Here is a 21,950-nt window from a genome sequence, read left to right as displayed (position 1 = left end):
GTCCGTCCTTTTTTATATGGAGGTGAGTAGTAGTGAACGTTCCACAAATAAGATTACAGTCCGCTTCAGCAGCCATTAGCATCCGGACGACTTTAGGGCGCATGGACATCGAACAGCCTCCGGCAGAATTGGATATCCAGCAGCCTCAAGCAAAGATGGAAATAGAGCGTACGCCTTCCAAGCTAACCATTGATCAAACCGAGGCGAGGGCCGATATGGATTTGAAGTCGGTGCGCCGCAGAATAGAAGAATATTCCCAACAAGGATATGAGGACTGGCTGGCGGGGCTCGCCCGTGTCGCCCAGGATGGTGATGATCTGATGATGATCGAGAATGGTGGAGGTGCGATTCCTGCTCAGGCGAAGAGGAACAGCGAGAACCCCATGTATGAGTTTAATATTGGTTGGATTCCTTCAGCTGGCAGTGTAAAGATCAGCTACGATCCAGGTATTGTGAAGGTGAACGTTGAACCACAAAAAGTGAGAAATAACTCTCGTTCTCAGAAGCCAAACATACACTATACACCAGCTCAAGTAGATGTCAACTTGAAACGATATGCCGATTTGCAAATTGATTTTGCTAATTTGAAGCACGTGGGGATTAACTATGAGCAAGAAATTTAGAATGAAGGAATGAAGCGGATGAAAATCAATACGAAATATCATGGAGAAATAGAGGTTCAAGCGGAAGATATTTTGACATTTGAACACGGAATCCCCGGTTTTGGGGAAGAGAAGCAGTATGTATTGTTGCCACTTCCGGAGAATGAAGTGTTTCATATAATGCAATCGGTGAAGACTCCTCAGCTTGGATTTGTGGTGACAGATCCGTTCATGTTTTTTAAAGAGTATGATTTTGAACTGGACCAGACGAGTGTGGAGTTACTGGAACATCCTGTGGAAAAAGAAGTTCAAGTTCTGTCTATCCTTACTATTAGAGAAGTACTTCATGAATCAACTGCAAATCTACAGGCTCCCGTCATTATCAATCTGGCAAATCGCAAAGGGAAGCAAGTCATCTTAACCAACTCAGAATACCAAACCAAGCACCTGATCTTTGCTCAGCCTGCAGGAAAGAAGGGGTGAGGGGATGTTAGTACTAACAAGGAAGACGGGAGAAAGCATTCAGATTGGGGATGACATTGAGCTAACTGTCATATCGGTAAAAGGCGATCAAGTAAAACTCGGGATCAACGCCCCAAAAAACGTGGACATCCATCGAAAAGAAGTCTACCTCTCTATACAAGAAGAAAACACCGAAGCTTCAAAAGGAATCGACAATCTGTTTAGCCTTTTGCCAAAAAATGATTGATTATTTTTCCTAAACTATTAAACACCAGGCGAAACGTCCGATAATAGTATTGTAAACAATGAGGAGAAGGGCGGCCGACCTTTGTGACTTGTTGTAAACTAAAAAATGATATAGTTCACATGGATGTGGACTTACTTTCAAGGAGGAAATTCAAGTTATGAGAATTAATCATAATATTGCAGCATTGAATACTTATCGTCAGTTAAATAGTGCTTCTGGTGCACAGTCTAAATCTATGGAAAAGTTGTCTTCTGGTATGCGTATTAACCGTGCAGGAGATGATGCTGCTGGACTTGCAATTTCAGAAAAAATGCGTGGGCAAATTCGTGGGTTAGATCAGGCTTCCCGTAACGCGCAAGATGGTATCTCATTAATCCAAACAGCAGAGGGAGCACTCAACGAAACGCATTCTATTCTACAAAGAATGCGCGAACTTGCAGTTCAATCAAGTAACGATACAAATACAGGTGATGACAGAAAAGAAATTCAAAAAGAAATGAACCAACTAACATCTGAAATTAACCGCATTGGTAACACAACAGAATTTAACACTAGAAAACTTTTAAATGGTGATCGTTCAGAAAACTTTGAAGTTAGTGCAGCTGTAACAACACCTGCTTCAACTGTGAACGTAGTAAAAGCAGTTGACCAAACAATTACTGTCGGTGCAGAACCGATTACTTGGTCAGGTGGTACTACAGGAGCAAAATTTGATATTGATGTTACTGGAACTGCTGATAACGGATTTGATTACACAGATCTAAACAATAGTGGAGCGAACCAAGTTACCGTTACAAAGAACGGTTCAGACTTTGAAGTCGACTTTGATGGATTAGATGGTAGTGCAAATACATTAGTTATTGATGCTGATAAAGTTGCCTTTGATGCAGCTACAGATACTTATTCTTATAATAATCAAGGAATTAGTTTCTCATTTACATCTGCTGATGCAGCAAACTGGGCAGATGGAGATTCAGTTACTCTAGATTTAAATACAGTTGCAGGTGCTGGTACTGACGGTACAGGAACGGTTTCATCGGAACCAGTAAATGTGCCTCTTACTATAGGTGGTTCTACAGGAGATGCTACTGCAACAATGACAAACTTTTCTGTTAATAATACGTCAGGTAATGTAATTGAGAATGTAGATAAAATTGATATTTCGTGGGATGAATCAACTTCAGAATTCACTGCAACATTATTTTCTGGTGCTACACAGGTTTCCCAATCCACATTCTCCTTAGCTTCTGGTGACACTTTAAACTATGATGCAGACGGGATTTCATTTGATTTTACTGCTAATGGTGATAGTTCAAGTGATGGAACAGTAACAGGATCATTTTTATTAGAAACAGCTACTAACGCAGTTACAACTGCACCTACAGTAACAACTCCAGCAGTAACCGAAGATCGCTCATTAAGTTTTCAAATTGGTGCTAATGCAGGTCAATCAATGAGCGTTTCAATTTCAGACATGAGAGCATCAGCATTGAGCATCTCATCTGCAACTTCAGGAGCAACAAAATCCGTAACAGACGGACAAGGTAATTCTTTAAATGCATCATTTGTATCAACTGATGCAGAAATTACGAATGGTACAAACAGTACTGGTGTAGAATATGCGCTTGATGTTTCTGATTCTGAAAAAGCAACTGCTGCAGTTGCGGTCTTAGATGAAGCAATTGCAAGTGTTTCTAGCGAGCGTTCTAAACTAGGGTCATACCAAAATCGCTTAGAGCACACAATCAATAATTTGGGAACTTCTTCTGAAAACTTAACAGCTGCTGAGTCTCGTGTACGTGACGTTGACATGGCGAAAGAAATGATGACTCAAACAAAGAACTCAATCCTTTCTCAAGCAGCACAAGCAATGTTGGCTCAATCCAATCAGATGCCTCAGGGAGTACTACAACTTCTGAGATAAATGATTCGAGGGCGTCCAGCTTGGTAACGAGCTGGAGTATAACTGGGTGAATTGCTGGAACTTCCTAAAGCTTTATCAACCATAACGAAACTGGAAACGGTAGGCGGTACGGTCTGAAAATGATAGAGATGAAACAATGGATAATCAGCAGCCAAGCTCCTGAGAGGAAACTCTGGAGAAGGTTCAACGACTAGAGAACACGGTCTAAGGCGAAAGCTATGACTATGAATCTCGTAGGGCAGTAAATCCTGTTCGAAGTGCCCAGCCCCTTACATACAAGGGTGAAGATATAGTCTATTCTATGATTGAAAGACATAGTCGCAAAGCAAGCGAACCAACAACCACAAGGAGTTTTACAACTTCTTCGTTAATACTAATTTCTCTAAAAGAGACTCTAGCAATAGGGTCTCTTTTTCTAATAACAACTAAACTTTCCCCGACGAACTCCGATATAACCAATATAACCCTCAGGAGGATCAAACGATGATGGACAAAGTGACAGGTGGAGTACAAGGAATACAATCATTTACTAGATTAAAGAACCAAACAAGTGAAGAAGTGAAACAAATTCAAGCGCAAGAACGACACCATAAAGAAACCACCACCAAAGAACCTGTCACCAAAGAAAAAATAGAAGATGTCGTTCATGGGATGAATGAGTTTATGTCCACTTCGAATACACACCTCAAATTTGAATTTCATGATAAATTGAAAGAATACTATGTGACTATTGTGGATGATCGCACTCAGGAAGTAGTGAAAGAAATACCGGCAAAGAAAATGCTTGATATGCATGCCGCGATGACGGAATTTGTTGGTTTGCTGGTCGATAAAAAGGTATAGGGGAGTGTCCTGATGAGAATCGGTGGTTTGGCAAGTGGAATGGATATTGATTCCCTTGTAGCGGACTTGATGAAGGCAGAGCGAATGCCTTTAGATAAATTAAAACAAAAGAAACAGACACTGGAATGGCAGCGGGATGACTATCGTTCCATGAATACATTGTTGTTGGATTTTAGATCTGAATTAACTCAAATGAAGTTATCGACAAACTATCGTGCCAGAACAACTTCTTCAACCAATTCGGACTATGTGACGGCAACAGCCAGCAGCGCAGCATCACAATCATCCTATTCAATCAAGAATGTAACCCAGTTGGCAAGTGCAGCTGTTCTCAAGAACGCTGGAGGAGTATCCGCATCATCAACGGATAAAATGGATGCGACCAAAAGTCTTCATTCTCAGAATACTAAAATGAGGAATTCTCTGACTTGGAGCGCAGGAGTAGTAGAATCAAAGAATTTCACAGTAGCTTCTGAAGGAACGACTGAATTATCTTTAGATGGCTTGAACGCAATTGATTCAAATGCTGTAAATATTAAAGTTGATGGTAAAGTATTCAAAGTGGTTCAGTCCCCTCCAACATCTGATGGGGAAATATTCCTGGATACGACTAATGATAAATTGCTATTTGGTGGAGCAGGATTAAAAAAGGGTGCTGTTGTGAATGCCCAGTTTGTAACTGAAAACAAAACCGATAGTACCACCCTGACTCAGCCATCTTCTAGTTGGCAACTTTCAAGAGGATCAATTCATTCGGTAGACGCTATCAAAATAAATGATGTGACCTATAGTGTCTCAGATGGTTCAAACGATACGCTTGATATCAAAGATGCTAGCGATAATATTGTTGGATTCATTAATAAAGAAACCGGTAAAGTGAATTTTAATACTGAACAAGCGAAAGATACAAAAATTGAAGTAACGTATAAACAAAACTACACTTCTTTCTCACTTGGAGCTCACACCTCAAAAGGAGAGACTTCTGAAACATTTCTTGTACAAGGTTCCCAGTCTCTTAATTCGGTCATGGAGAAGGTCAATTCTTCAAGTGTCGGGGTAACGATGTTCTATGATTCTTTCTCAGATCAACTGACCCTTACCCGAAAAGAAACGGGTAACTTTAATGAAGCTGGTAAAGAAATCATTAAAAGCGGAACATTTATGAATAGCTTTCTTCGATTTGGTTCAGGAACGGAAACAGATGGACAAGATGCTATTTTCAATTTGAATGGGCTGGATACAAGAAGACATTCGAATACCTTTGAAATGAACGGAGTAACATTAAATATCAAGAATACGTTTACTGATCCAGTGAGCATTTCAGTAAATAATGATAGTACAAAGGTGTTTGACAACATTAAAGAATTCGTCACGAAATACAATGAGCTAATCGATAAAATCCAGAAGAAAACGTCTGAAGATTACTACAGAAGTTATCAGCCTTTAACCGATGAGCAAAGGGAAAGCTTATCCGATAAGCAGCAAGAGCAATGGGAAGAAAAAGCGAAGAGCGGCCTATTAAAGAGAGATCCGATTTTAACTGGAGTCCTTTCACAAATGAGAACCGACTTCTACGCACCTGTCTCAAATGAAAAGGTCTCTTCCGCTTTTAGTCAATTGGCAAGCATCGGAATTACAACGAGCAGTAACTATCTTGAAGGTGGAAAACTAGTCATTAACGACGCAGATTTGAAAAAGGCAATTGAAAGCGATCCCGAATCAGTTGAAAACCTCTTTAGGGGGGATGGAAACACTTTTAATCAAAAGGGATTGGTGCAAAGACTCTATGATTCTGTCAATCAATCCATGGACAAACTCAAAGAAAAGGCAGGTAATTCCTTTTCTACAAACCAGCAATTTTCCCTTGGACGTGAGCTTACCAATGTAGACAGCAGCATTGACCGCTTCCAAGACCGACTTAAACAAGTCGAAGACCGCTACTGGCGCCAATTCACCGCCATGGAAAAAGCGATTCAGCGTTCCAACGAACAGTCTATGTTCCTCATGAACCAATTCGGCGGCTAATCATAATTAAAGGAGTGTCACTATGGCCATCAACAACCCGTATGCAGCATACCAGAACAACTCGGTCAACACCGCATCACCAGGTGAACTCACCCTTATGCTCTATAACGGAAGCCTGAAATTTATCCATATCGCAAAAAAAGCCATTGAAGAGAAGAATATTGAACTGAAGAATACGAATATCCAAAAGACGCAAGCCATCGTGAACGAGCTGATGGTGACGTTGAATACAGATCTTGAAGTCTCACAAAACCTTATGTCCCTTTACGACTATATCAACCGTCGCTTAACAGAAGCCAACATCAAGAATGACGCTGCGATTTTAGAAGAAGTTGAGGGGCTCATCACTGATTTCCGTGATACTTGGAAAGAAGTCATTCAACTGAACCGCCAGAAACAGCATGCCGGTCAAGGTGGACAGGCGTAATGAACTCGGTTCTTCTGTGCTATACGATCACGAAGCAATTGAAAGAAGCATTGGAACAGGTGAATGATGAAAACAGGGAGTCAACCATTGAAGAAGTAGAGTCTCTTTTAGAAAAAAGACATAGCGTACTTGGCACTATCAAGCCTCCTTATACTCAGGAGGAGCAGGAGCTTGGCAAGCAGATGATCGCTTGGAATGCGCAAATCGATCGGAAGCTGGCTCAATTGCGTCTTCAGATTAAACGGGATATGAACGGCTTAACCAGGAAAAAAACGTCTGTTCAAAAGTATTCAAACCCATACGAATCCCTGCAATACGATGGAATGTTTTACGATAAAAAGAAATAGGTGATTTTTTGACAGCAACGAAACTAGACGAAAAACAATACGAATTGGTAAACCAATACGTCGGAATGCTCGGCACAATCGAAGAAGCACTGAAATATGTTGAAGCAAGCTTCACGGATTTAAGAAAAACAGAAGGGGATCGGGTCCTTTCTGATGTCTTCATGGCAATTGGGCAGATTTCTGAAAGCAACCATTTGTTAAAAGCAACATTTGATGGACGGGAAGGCATCCAGAACGCTTTAACCCAATTTGATGCTGTAGCAGATCAAGCCTGGAAACTGGACGGGCAGTTAGACAACAGCGAAATGAAACAAAGTATCGTCCAGGAAAGTCTGTCACCGACGTTTTCTACATGGAAAGCTACGATTGAGAGTGAACTAAATCCTTACATAGCACACTAAGGCTCAAACTTGCGAGGCTTTTTTCTTTTTCCAAATCCTCTCATGCTATAATAATAGAAAAATGCTGGAGGACGTGGTATGAAAACGATTGAAATTGATGAAATTAGAAGACTTAGCCTTCTCTATCCAGAGGTTCATGAACATGTAGATGGGTTCGGACATATTTCTTTCCGCGTGAAGGACAAACCATTTGTGATCATCGGTGAGACTTTATCGATTAAAACACTCCCAGCCACTCAGGAAATCCTCCTTGAAGAGCCAGGTTATATCAAAGCTCCATACATAGGAAGACACGGGTGGGTGCTGGTTGAAATAGAGGAAGTAGGCTGGCAAACCATTGAAGGGTTGGTTCGCAATGGCTACTTGATTGTGGCTCCAAAGAGACTCTCAGATGCTGTTCGGAATGGGTAGAGGAACATGATGAATTTAATTACCAATGAACTTATAAAACAAACCTCTCACTCACGGATGTGGATTTCCCTTGCACTCATCGTGTTTGTGGATGCCATCGCATCCATATTTGTCTACATGCTCTTCGATGGCATCCAATTTTCATTTTGGGAATATATGCGAATCAGTTCGAATCTACTAATCATCATACAACTCTTCAGCCTGATAATTGCCGGGGATATCGTATCGAGTGAATTCTCTTCAGGTACCATCAAGTTATTGCTCATCCGGCCCATTAACCGTGTGAAGATTTTACTTTCCAAATACATAACCATATTGGTGATCGTAACTGTTTTAACAGCCTCTCATTTCTTATTTTCAGCCGTGCTGGGCACACTATGGTTTTATGATAGTTTCTTTGATTTAAATGAGAACTTTTTTATTGTCGCAGGGGCGTACGTCCTGAGATTCATAGAAATGATGGTGATTTGTTCTTTTGCTTTTACCTTTTCAGTGGTGACGAGGAGCAGTTCGTTTGCAATTGGTTCTACGATCTTTCTGACCTTTTCTGGCAGCACGTTTTTGATGCTGATGAACGAGCGTGGGCTGGAGTGGGGGAGGTATCTGTTGTTTGCGAATACTGACTTGCAGCAGTATTTCTTTGGGACTCCTCCGTTTGAGGGGATGACGTTTTGGTTTTCGGTTGGGGTGATTGTGGTTTATTTGGTTGGGTTTGGTGGATTGAGTTGGTGGAGTTTTGGGAAGAGGGATGTGGATGTTTAGGGCAAGATCCTTTTTGGTTCAGCTGCTGAATAATTGGGGTTTTTCACCTGCTGATAATGGTGTGAAAATCAGCAGCTGAATATCATGATTTTTTCAGCAGTCGATATCTAATCCTTAACTAGATAGAGATGTTGTTACATTCCAAAGCAGAAAGTAGGAGGTGATAGATTGAAAACGTACAAAGAGCTGTCCTACACACAAAGAGCAAAAAGACTAATCATCCCTACCTGCCTGTTAGCATCCTTCATCATCATCCCTCGCTATCCTATTTGGATATATGTGATGGTCATGTCGTTTATGGTCGGAAGCATAGGTTACAATTTGAAAAAACATAGAGAAAGTAAAAAAGATACCGGTCTCTAAGTAGCTGTTAGACTGGAGTTTGCAGGAATTTCAAAAAGAATGTCGAATAACAAATTTACACCAAACAAAAGAAAGGAAGTTGCTATGTATAAGAAGAGAGAATGGTCTCCAGGCTTCATCTACCATATCACTGCACGTGGAAACCGGAAGTATACCATCTTCCGCAATAAGGACGATCGATTGAAATACTTAGAAATAGTGGAAGCCGCAAAAGAAAAATACCCCTTTATCCTACACTCCTATTGTCTCATGACGAATCATGTTCACCTCTTGATCGAAACTCAGAATCATCCTCCAGGAAAAATCATTCACTACATCCATTACCGGTATGCTAGATATTTTAACAAGAAGAACGGCTTTAACGGGCATCTTTTTGAGGGGCGGTTTAAGTCTGTTGTGATAACGAATAACAAACAGCTGATCGACACCAGTTGTTACATCCATCTTAATCCTGTAAGAGCAGGCATGTGTCCCTCGCCTGAAGGTTATCAATGGTCCAGTTACCGATCATTTGTATCCAGCCGTCCCAGCAAGTATGTCGATACAAAAAGGATATTATCTTATATGAGTGACGGTTCTAAGAGTCATTATAAGTTTTATGTAGAGGTTAAATTACATCAATTTTTATGATGGTTTTTGAGTTCAGCTGCTGAATAATTGTTTTTATTCAGCAGCTGATTTTCTTTTGAAATTTAACTGCTGAATATGGAAGGAAATTCAGCAACTGAATTCCACCTATTATTCTCCTGCTGAAAAAACGCCAAAAATCAGCAGCTGAACCATTCACAAATCCGCCCCAAACTCTCCACAAAACCTCCACAACCCCACAGTCTAATCCCCCAAAAAAAGTGAGATAATAATACCATAAAGAGTGCTAGGTGACCCCAAACACTCGCAACCCTCACCTCACTCTTAAAAACCTCCAACCCCTGATATACCAACACCTTCGACACCACATTACAAACTTTACGAAAAATTGACAAAATTTTAAGAAAGTTTAAGAAGGATAAATGAAGGGAATGGAGAATATATAAACATAGCTTTATTTTTAAAAGGAGGAGTTTACATGTTGAACTACAACATTCGAGGCGAGAACATTGAGGTAACTCCAGCGATTCGCGAACACGTGGAGAAGAAGATTGGCAAGTTAGATCGTTACTTTAATGAAACTCCTGATGCAAATGTACATGTTAATTTAAAAGTGTATCCTGATAAAAATACGAAAACTGAAGTGACTATTCCAATGCCGCATTTAGTGCTACGAGCAGAGGAACGCAACACGGATATGTATGCGGCCATTGATCTGATAGTAGATAAATTGGAGCGTCAAATTCGCAAACATAAGACTAGAGTGAACCGTAAGATGCGTGAAAAAGGCAGCCCGAAGGAGTTCTTCGCGGCTCAGGAAGACTTGAATCACGTTTCTCCTAATGGTGCAGCTGCCGTTGAACTGGAGGAAGAGGACGATCAGGAAGTAGTAAGAACGAAGCAGTTCAACCTGAAACCGATGGACAGCGAAGAAGCCATCCTGCAGATGAACATGCTCGGTCATACATTCTTCATCTTCACCGATGCAGAAACAAACGCGACAAACATTGTGTACAAGCGTCGTGACGGTAAGTACGGTTTAATTGAAACAAACTAATTTGATAACCAAGGAATCCTGCGGTCACGATGATGACCGCAGGATTTTTTAATTGATAGGAGGATTTTACCATTTTTTGTCGAAGTTTGAAGGTAGGCAAAAAATAGGGGGAAATGAAATGAGAGATCCACGATTAGAGAAGTTAGCAGAGGTGCTTTTAACCCACTCACTGAAGGTGAAAGAAGGGGAAAAGCTTATGATAACAGGGGAACATTCAACGCAGCCTCTTATAAAGGAGCTCATGAAAAAATCATATGAAATGGGAGTCATTCCTTATTTTGAATTAAGCGACCTTGAACTCAATCGGATTATGGTCAGTCATGCCGAGCCGGAGCAGGTTATTATTCGAAATAAATGGAATATGCAACAGTATGAAGATCTGGATGCGGTCATCCATATTGCCAGCGATGCCAATGACGCAGAAATGAGTGAAGTTCCACCAGAACAATGGCAGGAGCTTATGCCTCATATGAAAGAATCCAACGACTATCTTATCCAAAACAAAAAATGGGTTCTTTTAAACTATCCAAACTTCTCACTCGCCCAGAAAGCGAAGATGAGCTATGAAACGTTCTTCGACTATTTATTGGAAGTCTGCACAGTCGACTACAAACAGATGGAAGAAGCCCAGAAGCCTTTGAAAGAGCTGATGGACAAAACCGATAAAGTGCGCATCACCGGTGAAGGGACGGACCTTACATTCTCCATCAAAGACATTCCGTCTGTCATGTGTTTCGGTGAGCGGAACATTCCGGATGGAGAAGTGTATACGGCTCCTGTGAAGGATAGCGTGAATGGGACGATTACCTATAACACTCCGACACTTTATAGGGGATTTTCGTTTAACAATGTTTCCTTGACGTTTGAGGACGGCAAAATTGTGAAGGCGACTGCAGATAATACGAAGGAATTGAACGACATCCTCGATACCGATGAAGGTGCCCGTTTCATCGGTGAGTTTGCTCTTGGTGTGAACCCGAAGATCAATGAACCGATGCTGGATATTTTATTTGATGAAAAGATTAACGGCAGCTTTCACTTCACCCCGGGACAGGCATATGAAGAGGCAGACAACGGAAACCGCTCCAATGTTCATTGGGACATGGTGTGCATCCAGCGTCCCGAATACGGCGGCGGGGAAATTTACTTCGATGATGTTTTAATTCGCAAAGATGGGTTATTTGTAGTAGAAGAGCTAAAAGGATTGAATCCTGACGCTTTAATCTAAAGGAGGATTTCATCATGACGTATTCCATTGTAGGTTATGACCCGGAAGAGAAAGAATGGGGGATAGCGGTACAATCGAAATTCCTCGGTGTTGGATCGGTTGTGCCTTTTGCAAAAGCGGGTGTCGGCGCAGTCGCGACCCAGTCTTATGCGAACACTTCTTACGGTCCGCACGCACTTCAACTGATGTCACAAGGAAAGACGGCGGAAGAAGCCCTTGAAATCATCACAAAGGACGACCCAGAGCGTCCGTTACGCCAGGTGGGATTGATCGATGCCGGTGGAAACTCGGCCACGTTCACTGGTGAAGGGTGTTATGACTGGGCTGGAGGACAGACAGGAAAACACTTTGCCGCGCAGGGAAATATATTAGTAGATAAGAACACAGTGAAGGCGATGGCGGAATCGTTTGAATCGACGACCGGATCACTTGCCGAGAGATTATTACAGGCTCTCGATGCCGGGCAGGAAGCAGGCGGTGATTCCCGGGGCATGCAGTCCGCGGCACTTTTAGTCGTAAAGGAAAATGGCGGGTATGGCGGATTCAACGATCGGTATATCGATCTGAGAGTGGACGATCACGCCTCTCCAATCAAGGAACTAAAGCGAATCTATCAACTTCATCAGCTCTACTTTAAAGAATCAGATGCCGGCAGAGTGGTATTGCTGGAAGGAGATATTCATAATGAAGTGGAACGGGAACTGACCCGACTTGGCTATGCGAAAGACAAGCAGTCCCTCTATCAGAATCTGAAAGACTATCTTCATACGGAAAACTTTGAAATGCGTGAGCAGGAAGAGAATTATATCGATTTGGACGTATTGGATTATATGAAAAAGCAGGGAAGATAATTGGGAAAAGAACCAGTCGAAAATCGATTGGTTCTTTTTTCTTGTTTTAAAACAGTTTAATGCTTGCTTGAAATGTTATATAATGAACATTTGTGTACGGGACTCAGAGAAGTTGGAGGTAAATACAAACATGAGTACAGTCGGTAGAAATGAACCATGCCCATGCGGCAGTGGAAAAAAATATAAGAAATGCTGTGAAAACGTTGTGAATATAGATACCCTGGTGAATCAGGAGCTGGATGTGCTTCAGGCTCAGCTGTATGACTTTATCGCTACGGCCCAGTCTGCGGAGATGGAAGAGAGCTACCATCACTACTTGTCTAAGATGGACTTGATGCAGGCGGATCCGGATATTTACGAAATGGCATTTGTCAGCTGGTACGGAGCGACTCAGAAGGATGCTGATGGTGTTCGTTTAATTGAACGTTTTGTCGATAAACAATTGAACACGGTGACCCGTCCTCAGACAGCTGAAGTATTGGAATCATGGAAGAACATTCGCGTGACAGCCGGTACGGTTGAGAAGCTGAATGACAATACGCTTCGTGTCGAGGAAGCCATCTCAGGGGATACACTTGTTGTAACGGAGAAATTCGGTAAGCTTGATGAGAATAGCTTTTTCTTAGGTTTACTATTACCAAATGGAGAGAAGTATCTTCCATTTGCTCAATACTTTATTTATCCTGCGATTGAAAAGGCCGCGATGGAATTAGTGAAGATCCGATATGAACAAGGTGAGTTTGAAACTCTACATGATTACTTATCAGGTCAGTACTTGGAAATCGCTGATGTCGGATTTGTTCTTTATAGTGCGGAGAAGAAGAAGGCAGGAAAAGCGACTTCTAAATCAGAAAAGGCAGAAGCAGAACAGGATTCTGATAAGAAAGCCGAAGACTCCATTGAAGGAGTGGAAATCTGGAAGACACCGGAATACAACGAAGCGATTACTTCCCTACAAAACTTCCTGTCTGAAAAAGAGGAAAACAAGAAAGAAAGTGAGCTTCTCGTAGCCGTATTGGAAAAATACTTCTACACAGAACGCCCGACCATCCGCAACCCGAAAATCTACTCAGGGGCAATGGTCGACATGGCGAAAAACATTGACGAAATCAGTATCCGCCACGTTCAAAAAGAACTTGCTGAATACTTCGATGTCTCTGCCAACAGCATCTCAAGACGAAGCAAGCAAATCTGGGAAAGCTACCAGGACACCGTCTACGAACTGCTAAAAACAGTGAACGCCTAACCAGAACTGAAACACTGTCCACAAAAGTCGCCTATCACAGGCGGCTTTTTTTTTGAGGGACGGACCTCCCAATTCATGACCATTTAGAATAGAAAGCTTGATATAATAGCATTCACTTCTTCCAAAGACTGAAAAAGGGAGGTCCGTCCCTCAAAGGCTTAAGTTGTATCCGATATGGGATAGTGGTAAGATTGATAGGGAATATATCGTGTTTTGGTGGGAGGATTATTGCGTTTTGTAGCGAATCATAATGTAGAGTGATGGGGATGGATTTCCTGGGATTTTACAGGGATTTCACATATTTCTCATCGGAATCTCATTTTCTTTCGTTATACTTGTGACGTTTGGCTCTCATTCCAACACAGATAAAGGAGCGTTTATACATGCTTGGTCTATTAAATAAAGTGTTCGATGCAAATAAAAGAGAATTAAAGAGGCTGGAGAAACTGGCCGATCAAATAGAAGAACTGGGCCCCGATATGGAGCGTCTGACGGATGACGAAATCCGCGAAAGAACAGAGCGATTCAAGGAGCGTTATCAAAAAGGCGAAGATTTAGAGGACATGCTCGTTGAAGCATTTGCTGTCGTTCGTGAAGCGGCTCGACGTGTACTGGGACTTTACCCGTACCGCGTTCAGCTTATGGGTGGTATTTCCCTTCATGGCGGAAACATCTCCGAGATGAAAACCGGTGAAGGTAAAACCCTGACGGCTACCATGCCTGTTTACTTGAATGCGATCACAGGAAAAGGCGTTCACGTTATCACGGTCAATGATTATCTTGCCAGCCGTGATGCCGAGGAAATGGGTAAACTGTACAATTTCTTAGGCTTAACTGTAGGGCTCAACCTCAACTCTATGTCCAAAGATGAAAAACGCGAAGCCTATAGCGCAGACATCACGTACGGTACGAATAATGAATTCGGATTCGACTACCTACGAGACAACATGGTTCTGTACAAAGATCAAATGGTTCAGCGCAGCCTTCATTTTGCCGTCATCGATGAGGTCGACTCCATTCTGATCGATGAAGCACGTACACCATTGATCATTTCAGGTAACGCTCAGCGTACGCCTCAGCTGTACATCCAGGCGAATGCGGTCGTACGCACACTGAAAAAAGAAGAGGATTACACGTACGATGAAAAAACAAAAGGTGTTCAATTAACAGAAGACGGAATCAGCAAGGTAGAAAGAGCCTTCCATATTGATAACCTGTTTGATATTTCACACGTAACTCTCAACCACCACATCAACCAGGCGCTGAAAGCCCACGTTAGTATGCACCGTGACGTTGATTATGTGGTTCAGGAAGGCGAAATCGTCATCGTTGACTCCTTCACAGGCCGTCTGATGAAGGGCCGCCGTTACAGTGACGGTCTTCACCAATCAATCGAAGCCAAAGAAGGCCTTGAAATCCAGAACGAAAGCATGACGATGGCAACGATCACGTTCCAGAACTATTTCCGTATGTACGAAAAGCTGTCCGGTATGACGGGTACAGCGAAGACGGAAGAAGAAGAGTTCCGTAATATCTACAATATGAACGTTATTGTCATCCCGACGAACAGACCGATCGTTCGTGATGACCGCGCCGATCTGATTTACGCTTCCATCGAAGGGAAGTTCAATGCGGTTGTGGATGATATTAAAGAACGAAACGATAAAGGACAACCTGTACTGGTCGGTACGGTTGCCGTAGAAACGTCAGAATTGATTTCCAAGCTCCTTACGAAAAAAGGCGTACGCCATAATGTATTGAATGCGAAAAACCATGGCCGTGAAGCCGAAATCATTTTAGAAGCGGGTCAACCTGGTGCTGTCACAATCGCGACAAACATGGCCGGTCGTGGTACGGATATCAAGCTTGGGGAAGGCGTCATCGATCTTGGCGGTCTTGCCGTTATCGGTACAGAACGTCACGAATCACGCCGTATCGATAACCAGCTCCGTGGACGTTCCGGACGTCAGGGAGATCCAGGGGTGACTCAGTTCTACCTCTCAATGGAAGATGAATTGATGCGTAGGTTCGGCTCTGACAACATGAAGAGCATGATGGAACGCCTTGGAATGGACGATTCCCAGCCGATCCAAAGTAAAATGGTTAGCCGTGCTGTTGAATCAGCTCAAAAACGAGTGGAAGGAAACAACTTCGATGCTCGTAAACAGCTTCTTCAATATGATGATGTCCTACGTCAGCAGCGTGAAATCATCTACAAACAGCGTAATGAAGTCATCGATTCCGAAAACCTTCGTGAAATCGTTGAAGGCATGATCAAATCAGCCATCGAACGCCAAGTAGCGGCACATACGTCAGAAGAAGAGATGGAGAACTGGAACCTCCAAGGCATCGTAGATTACGTCAATGCCAATCTCCTACCTGAAAATGACGTGACAGTCGACGATCTTCGTGGAAAAGAAGCGGATGAAATGACAGCTCTTATTTATGAAGACGTTCAGCACCGCTATAATGAAAAAGAAGAGCAGCTGACGCCTGAGCAAATGCGTGAGTTTGAAAAAGTCATCCTGCTTCGCGCAGTTGATACGAAATGGATCGATCACATCGATGCCATGGATCAACTTCGCCAGGGTATCCACCTTCGTGCATACGGTCAAAACGATCCGCTGCGTGAATACCAGCATGAAGGATTCGCCATGTTCGAAAGCATGGTCCTTGCCATCGAAGAAGACGTGGCCAAATACGTCATGAAAGCGGAAATCCGCAACAATCTGGAACGCCAGGAAGTGGCCAAAGGCCAAGCGGTAAACCCGAAAGAAGACGGAGCCAAAGCCAAAAAACAACCAGTCCGCAAACAAGCAGACGTAGGCCGCAACGACCCATGCCCATGCGGAAGCGGCAAAAAATACAAACACTGTCATGGCATAACCGGATAACGAAAAGAAATGAGATGATACCTGGGACTTATTTTGCTAAAATAAATCCCAGGTACTTTTCCGTTTTTTATAGGTAGATAAAGTAGATGGTGTTAGTAGTGGATGATTTTGTGAAAAGACTTATGAAAAAGCACAGTTGATTGAAGCGGAGGGTGCTCGACTCCTGCGGGAAACGCGTGGAAGTTGAGACCCCACAGGGCTTTAGCCCGAGGAGGCTCAACCCACGCCCCGCGGAAAGCGAGCACCTGCAGCGGAAATCAACCACTACTTTCTAATAAAAACTCCACCCCACTCTACTTCCGAACCATCTTAATAAAATTATATCAACAACCCAAATAACTATAGAGGTGACCACACATGGAACTATCAGAAATCAGAGCAGAGTTAGAAAAATCAGCTAAGACATTAGCGGACTTCAGGGGGTCTCTTTGACTTAGAAAACAAAGAGGCAAGAATCCAGGAACTGGACGAAATCATGGTCCAACCCGACTTCTGGGATGACCAGCAAAAAGCACAAGGACTTATCAATGAAGGGAACGGTCTGAAGGATCTCGTCAATGAATACAAATCATTGCTTGAATCCCAGGAAAACCTGGAGTTGACCCTTGAACTAGTCAAGGAAGAGCCGGACGAAGAACTTCAAAAGGACCTGGAAGAAGAACTGGGTGACCTGGTCAAACGTCTAAATGACTACGAGCTTCAGCTTCTACTAAGTGAAGAACACGATAAAAACAATGCCATCCTTGAATTGCATCCAGGTGCAGGCGGAACCGAGTCACAGGACTGGGGTTCCATGCTTCTTCGTATGTACACGCGTTGGGGTGAAAAACGTGGATTCAAAGTGGAAACTCTGGATTATCTTCCAGGGGATGAAGCAGGAATTAAGAGTGTTACCTTAGCAATTAAGGGCCACAACGCATATGGTTACTTAAAAGCTGAAAAAGGCGTACACCGTCTTGTTCGTATTTCACCATTCGATTCTTCGGGACGTCGTCATACTTCATTCGTGTCTTGTGAAGTGATGCCGGAATTCAATGAAGAAATTGAAATCGACATCCGTACGGAAGATCTGAAAATCGATACGTACCGTGCAAGTGGAGCCGGTGGACAGCACATCAATACAACCGACTCAGCTGTCCGTATCACTCACTTACCAACTAACGTCGTGGTGACATGCCAATCAGAGCGTTCCCAAATCAAAAACCGTGAGTCAGCAATGAAAATGTTAAAAGCGAAGCTCTACCAAAAGCGGATTGAAGAACAAGAGCAGGAGCTTGCCGAAATCCGTGGAGAGCAAAAGGAAATCGGATGGGGAAGCCAGATCCGTTCCTACGTCTTCCACCCGTACTCCATGGTCAAAGACCACAGAACCAACACAGAATCAGGAAACGTACAAGGCGTCATGGACGGCGACATCGATCCATTCATCAACGCCTACCTGAGATCAAGAATACAATAAAATGCCAAACTGCCCTCCCGATTACCGGAAAGGGCAGTTTTTTTGAGGGACGGACCTCAAAAAGGCATAGATCGAACATCTTACAGCCCTTCACCGAGGTCCGTCCCTCAAAACGTCCCTTCCAACGAACCTCATCCCATTAATGCTTTAACACGTTATTGGGCTGTTATTTACACCTCTATGTGCCCATGCTATACTCTCAAAGGTTGATGCAGAGGGAATTAGTGCTCGATATGCATCACGATAACAACTTGTATTTCATTAGAATTGAGAGTGCAAATTCGTCATGGATTGTATAATTCTTCACAAGAAGGATGTCCTGATTTAGAGGTCCGTCCCTGAAGAGTTGTGCATCAAAGAAAAGATTTGTACTCATACTATTAATACATAGGTTAAAGGAGTCGTACTGGATGGGTTTGAAGGAAAGGCGTCGTGAGCAGGTAGTTAATCCACGGAAAGAAAAGTTGTTAGAGTATTTGTTTGTTGTGTTTGGGTCGACGATAGTGGCTATTGCGTTTAATGTGTTCTTGCTTCCGAATGAGGTGGCCTCCGGAGGGGTGAGCGGTATATCGACCATCCTGAATGGACTGTTCGATTGGAAGCCGGCATATGTACAATGGGCATTTAACATACCGCTATTCATAGCAGGGTTGATCTTCCTGGGTCTGCAATTCGGTGTTAAAACGGCCATCGGTACGGTGTTTTTACCGCTTGTCGTATTCTTGACAGAAGACTGGAAACCATGGACGGAAGATCCGCTTCTTGGTGCACTCTTTGGCGGAATCGGTGTAGGACTTGGTTTAGGGATTGTGTTCCGGGGAAGAGCCTCAACTGGAGGGACGGACCTAGCTGCGCAGATTGTTAATAAGTTTACGGGGCTGTCTCTTGGGACATGTGTCGCCCTTATTGATGGTATGATCGTTCTTTCGGCAGCCATCGTTTATGATATTGAGCGAGGGTTATATGCCTTAATCGGACTGTATGTCACAAGTAAAACCATCGATCTCGTGCAGGTCGGAATAAGCAGATCGAAAATGGCCTTGATTATCACGAATCGCCAGGAAGAAGTTCGTGAAGGAATTCTGAATAAAATCGACCGCGGAGTGACAAAACTATCTGCATACGGTGGATATACTGATGATGAGCGCCCGATCCTCATGTGCGTTGTCGACCAAACAGAATTCACAAAACTGAAACAACTGGTGAAAACCATTGATCCTTCTGCATTCGTCGTGACCATGGACGCTTCAGAAGTATTGGGAGAAGGTTTCAAACGGGTTTAAACTTGGTATAATTATGTAAGAGAGGGACGGACCTTGTATCACATCCGCGACTCTGATAAATGTTTCCGAGGGGGATTAAAGATGAAGAAAAAGCTGCTAGGTGTTCTTTTTGGCGCTTCATTGGTACTGGCTGCATGTGGCGGTGACGGTGGCGACAGTACAGAAACTAGCTCCGGCGGAGTGGACCCTGAAAAAATCGTAAATAATAAGTGCACCAGCTGCCATGGGGGAAACCTTGAAGGCGGAATGGGGCCAGCCCTGAAAAATATCGGTGCTGAGCTAAGCAAAGATCAAATTCTTGAAACCATCAAGAATGGTAAAGGTCAAATGCCTCCTGGACTCATTGAAGGTGAGGAAGCAGAAGCAGTAGCTGAATGGTTATCCAATAAGAAATAAGATCAGGAGAAGAATCCACGTTGGGGTTCTTCTTTTTTTTGCAGGCATGAATTCAGTCCGTCAATATCAAATATCCACCATTTCTGACTGCTGAGAGTTTATCCACAAGTTTTTTCTAGTACTTCTTTAAGTGTTTATTACAGAAGTTTTTCGTATTAACCCCTTAAATCGTTGGTTATTTAGATGTACACATTTATAACCTAGTAACTTAATCAGAATAGCATCAGCTTAACGTTTATCATTTTATTAACCTAAAACTTTAGAGTGTAGTATTAGTACCTGTTATTAGATAAAAAGTACTATTTTTCCATCGAAAAATAGGTAAAATCGACAACAAAACAGGTAAAAAATTCACATTTTTTCACGTGCTGAAATGAAAATGTAATAATTTTTTTCCTTAACTTACTATAAAGTGATGTTATAATTATTTTCGGAAGCGTAATTCGAGTTTTTTCACCATTTTTTGTCTAACGGTGGTAAAGACGACTAGGGTTACGTGCCGTGTACATATGTCGATAACAGCCAAGAGGGTAACTACATAAATACAAATTAGGTGATTTTAAAATGATAGAAATGAAAGACGTCTACAAGCAGTACAGCAACGGTGTCATGGCTGCTAATGGCTTTAACGTCCACATTAAGCAAGGTGAGTTTGTGTATGTGGTGGGTCCAAGTGGCGCCGGGAAATCTACGTTCATCAAAATGATGTACCGCGAAGAACGTCCTTCTAAAGGAGATATCATTGTTAATGGTATTAATCTCGCAAAACTGAAGAATAGTAGAGTTCCATACTTACGAAGAAATGTTGGAGTCGTGTTTCAGGATTTCAAGCTGCTACCATCGCTGACAATCTATGAAAACATTGCCTTCGCACTTGAAGTAATAGAAGAACATCCAAAACAGATTAAGAAGAGAGTCATGGAAGTACTGGACCTGGTCGGGTTAAAGCATAAAGCAAGAATGCTGCCGAATGAGTTATCGGGTGGGGAACAGCAGCGTGTATCGATTGCTCGTTCCATCGTAAATACGCCGAAGCTTGTGATTGCAGATGAGCCGACAGGTAACCTTGATCCGGAAACGTCCTGGGATATTATGAACATCTTTGAAGAAATCAGCAACCGTGGAACGACGGTCATAATGGCTACGCATAACCGTGAAATCGTAAATACAATCAAGCACAGGGTAATCGCCATTGAAAATGGCCGCATTGTCCGGGATGAACAGCGAGGTGATTACGGTTATGAAAGCTAGAACGTATGGCAGGCATTTTAGGGAGAGCTTCAAGAGCATCGGCCGTAACGGCTGGATGACTTTCGCATCAGTAAGTGCGGTTACCGTAACACTGCTACTTGTAGGTGTGTTTATCGTATTGATGTTAAACATGAACAAGGTAGCGACTGATATTGAGAAAGACGTTGAGGTTCGTGTATTACTTGAAATTGGTACTGAGAAATCCCAGATTGATCAAATAGAGAAGAAGATTCAAAATATAAGTGGAGTCGAATCTGTAGAATACTCTTCTAAAGAGGAAGAGCTTCAGAACCTAGTCAAGGACTTGGGTGACGATTTCAGATTATTTGAACAGGATAATCCACTGTATGATGTGTTTATTGTAAAAGCTGAAAACCCACGTGATACGGGAAAAATAGCTGGACAAATCAGCTCATATGACGGTGTAAATGAAGCACTGTACGGTGAGGCGAAAATCGAAAAACTATTTAATGTGCTGGAAATGAGTAGAAACGTAGGACTTGTACTAATTATCGGTCTCCTGTTCACTGCCATGTTCCTCATTTCAAATACAATCAAAATTACCATTGTCGCGAGAAGAAGGGAAATCGAGATAATGAAACTCGTGGGTGCAACCAACTGGTTTGTGCGCTGGCCATTTATTTTAGAAGGTTTATGGCTGGGTGTTTTAGGTTCTATTATCCCGATTGCTCTTGTCACCACAGGTTACTACTATGCCTATGGATTTATTAAACCGAAACTACAAAACAATTTTATTCAGATATTAGATTTTACCCCCTTTATCTATCAAGTAAACGGATTGATTTTACTGATGGGATGCCTGATCGGTGCCTGGGGAAGCTTTATGTCTGTGCGTAAATTCTTAAAAGTGTAAAATTTGATA

Annotated in this window: 23 protein-coding genes; all 23 read left to right on the top strand. The window is 42.6% G+C overall.

Annotated elements, in window-relative coordinates:
• The first annotated feature begins 32 nt into the window (after nucleotides 1-32).
• Complete coding sequence (locus KYJ26_RS03340) at nucleotides 33-623, top strand: DUF6470 family protein (protein ID WP_219165926.1); 591 nt, start codon at nucleotides 33-35, stop codon at nucleotides 621-623.
• Between the two features lie 18 nt (nucleotides 624-641).
• The gene (gene fliW, locus KYJ26_RS03335; protein ID WP_219165925.1) at nucleotides 642-1,085 is read left to right on the top strand and encodes a flagellar assembly protein FliW; all 444 of its coding nucleotides are present in this window, start codon (nucleotides 642-644) and stop codon (nucleotides 1,083-1,085) included.
• Nucleotides 1,086-1,089: 4 nt separating this feature from the next.
• Nucleotides 1,090-1,311, top strand: coding sequence for a carbon storage regulator CsrA (gene csrA / locus KYJ26_RS03330; RefSeq protein WP_219165923.1), 222 nt, complete (start codon nucleotides 1,090-1,092; stop codon nucleotides 1,309-1,311).
• Between the two features lie 157 nt (nucleotides 1,312-1,468).
• Nucleotides 1,469-3,235 (top strand): flagellin N-terminal helical domain-containing protein, encoded by a 1,767-nt coding sequence (locus KYJ26_RS24165; RefSeq protein ID WP_219165921.1) that lies wholly within the window; start codon nucleotides 1,469-1,471, stop codon nucleotides 3,233-3,235.
• 483 nt (nucleotides 3,236-3,718) lie between these two features.
• Entirely contained in the window at nucleotides 3,719-4,078 is a 360-nt protein-coding gene (gene flaG, locus KYJ26_RS03320; protein ID WP_219165919.1) for a flagellar protein FlaG, read from the top strand.
• Between the two features lie 12 nt (nucleotides 4,079-4,090).
• Nucleotides 4,091-6,103 carry a flagellar filament capping protein FliD gene (gene fliD, locus KYJ26_RS03315; RefSeq protein WP_219165917.1) on the top strand — a complete coding sequence of 671 codons (2,013 nt, stop codon included), beginning with the start codon at nucleotides 4,091-4,093 and terminating at the stop codon, nucleotides 6,101-6,103.
• Nucleotides 6,104-6,125: 22 nt separating this feature from the next.
• A complete protein-coding gene (fliS, locus tag KYJ26_RS03310; protein ID WP_219165914.1) occupies nucleotides 6,126-6,530 on the top strand; it encodes a flagellar export chaperone FliS in 405 nt (134 codons plus the stop codon).
• Nucleotides 6,530-6,877 carry a flagellar protein FliT gene (gene fliT / locus KYJ26_RS03305; RefSeq protein WP_219165912.1) on the top strand — a complete coding sequence of 116 codons (348 nt, stop codon included), beginning with the start codon at nucleotides 6,530-6,532 and terminating at the stop codon, nucleotides 6,875-6,877. The genes fliS and fliT overlap by 1 nt, the downstream gene beginning before the upstream one ends.
• Before the next feature lie 8 nt (nucleotides 6,878-6,885).
• Nucleotides 6,886-7,278, top strand: coding sequence for a DUF8042 domain-containing protein (locus KYJ26_RS03300; RefSeq protein WP_219165910.1), 393 nt, complete (start codon nucleotides 6,886-6,888; stop codon nucleotides 7,276-7,278).
• Between the two features lie 78 nt (nucleotides 7,279-7,356).
• Nucleotides 7,357-7,689 (top strand): MmcQ/YjbR family DNA-binding protein, encoded by a 333-nt coding sequence (locus KYJ26_RS03295; protein WP_219165908.1) that lies wholly within the window; start codon nucleotides 7,357-7,359, stop codon nucleotides 7,687-7,689.
• 6 nt (nucleotides 7,690-7,695) lie between these two features.
• Complete coding sequence (locus KYJ26_RS03290) at nucleotides 7,696-8,451, top strand: ABC transporter permease (RefSeq protein WP_219165906.1); 756 nt, start codon at nucleotides 7,696-7,698, stop codon at nucleotides 8,449-8,451.
• A 168-nt stretch (nucleotides 8,452-8,619) separates the two neighbouring features.
• Nucleotides 8,620-8,814, top strand: coding sequence for a hypothetical protein (locus KYJ26_RS03285; protein ID WP_219165904.1), 195 nt, complete (start codon nucleotides 8,620-8,622; stop codon nucleotides 8,812-8,814).
• An 84-nt stretch (nucleotides 8,815-8,898) separates the two neighbouring features.
• Complete coding sequence (locus KYJ26_RS03280) at nucleotides 8,899-9,444, top strand: transposase (protein ID WP_219165902.1); 546 nt, start codon at nucleotides 8,899-8,901, stop codon at nucleotides 9,442-9,444.
• Between the two features lie 436 nt (nucleotides 9,445-9,880).
• The gene (gene hpf / locus KYJ26_RS03275) at nucleotides 9,881-10,459 is read left to right on the top strand and encodes a ribosome hibernation-promoting factor, HPF/YfiA family (protein ID WP_257474867.1); all 579 of its coding nucleotides are present in this window, start codon (nucleotides 9,881-9,883) and stop codon (nucleotides 10,457-10,459) included.
• Between the two features lie 118 nt (nucleotides 10,460-10,577).
• Complete coding sequence (locus tag KYJ26_RS03270) at nucleotides 10,578-11,687, top strand: aminopeptidase (RefSeq protein ID WP_219165901.1); 1,110 nt, start codon at nucleotides 10,578-10,580, stop codon at nucleotides 11,685-11,687.
• 14 nt (nucleotides 11,688-11,701) lie between these two features.
• Entirely contained in the window at nucleotides 11,702-12,538 is an 837-nt protein-coding gene (locus tag KYJ26_RS03265; RefSeq protein ID WP_219165899.1) for a DUF1028 domain-containing protein, read from the top strand.
• 130 nt (nucleotides 12,539-12,668) lie between these two features.
• Nucleotides 12,669-13,784 carry a YecA family protein gene (locus KYJ26_RS03260; protein WP_219165897.1) on the top strand — a complete coding sequence of 372 codons (1,116 nt, stop codon included), beginning with the start codon at nucleotides 12,669-12,671 and terminating at the stop codon, nucleotides 13,782-13,784.
• A gap of 383 nt (nucleotides 13,785-14,167) precedes the next feature.
• Nucleotides 14,168-16,678 carry a preprotein translocase subunit SecA gene (gene secA / locus KYJ26_RS03255; RefSeq protein ID WP_219165896.1) on the top strand — a complete coding sequence of 837 codons (2,511 nt, stop codon included), beginning with the start codon at nucleotides 14,168-14,170 and terminating at the stop codon, nucleotides 16,676-16,678.
• 357 nt (nucleotides 16,679-17,035) lie between these two features.
• A protein-coding gene (prfB, locus tag KYJ26_RS03250; RefSeq protein WP_219165895.1) for a peptide chain release factor 2 occupies nucleotides 17,036-18,137 on the top strand; the annotation gives its coding sequence in 2 pieces (ribosomal slippage) (nucleotides 17,036-17,107 and nucleotides 17,109-18,137; 1,101 coding nt in all).
• Nucleotides 18,138-18,547: 410 nt separating this feature from the next.
• Nucleotides 18,548-19,420: a YitT family protein gene (locus tag KYJ26_RS03245; protein ID WP_061810140.1), complete on the top strand. Its 873-nt coding sequence runs from the start codon at nucleotides 18,548-18,550 to the stop codon at nucleotides 19,418-19,420.
• An 81-nt stretch (nucleotides 19,421-19,501) separates the two neighbouring features.
• Nucleotides 19,502-19,816, top strand: coding sequence for a cytochrome c551 (gene cccB / locus KYJ26_RS03240; RefSeq protein ID WP_219165893.1), 315 nt, complete (start codon nucleotides 19,502-19,504; stop codon nucleotides 19,814-19,816).
• 564 nt (nucleotides 19,817-20,380) lie between these two features.
• Nucleotides 20,381-21,067, top strand: a complete 687-nt coding sequence (gene ftsE / locus KYJ26_RS03235) for a cell division ATP-binding protein FtsE (RefSeq protein WP_098351957.1) — start codon at nucleotides 20,381-20,383, stop codon at nucleotides 21,065-21,067.
• Nucleotides 21,057-21,941 carry a permease-like cell division protein FtsX gene (ftsX, locus tag KYJ26_RS03230; RefSeq protein WP_219165891.1) on the top strand — a complete coding sequence of 295 codons (885 nt, stop codon included), beginning with the start codon at nucleotides 21,057-21,059 and terminating at the stop codon, nucleotides 21,939-21,941. The genes ftsE and ftsX overlap by 11 nt, the downstream gene beginning before the upstream one ends.
• The last annotated feature ends 9 nt before the right edge of the window (nucleotides 21,942-21,950 follow it).

Origin of the sequence: Rossellomorea orangium, from assembly GCF_019334305.1 — a bacterium.
Lineage (GTDB): Bacteria > Bacillota > Bacilli > Bacillales > Bacillaceae_B > Rossellomorea.
Note: the sequence above shows the minus strand (reverse complement) of the source record. Positions and strands in the feature narration are given on the sequence as shown.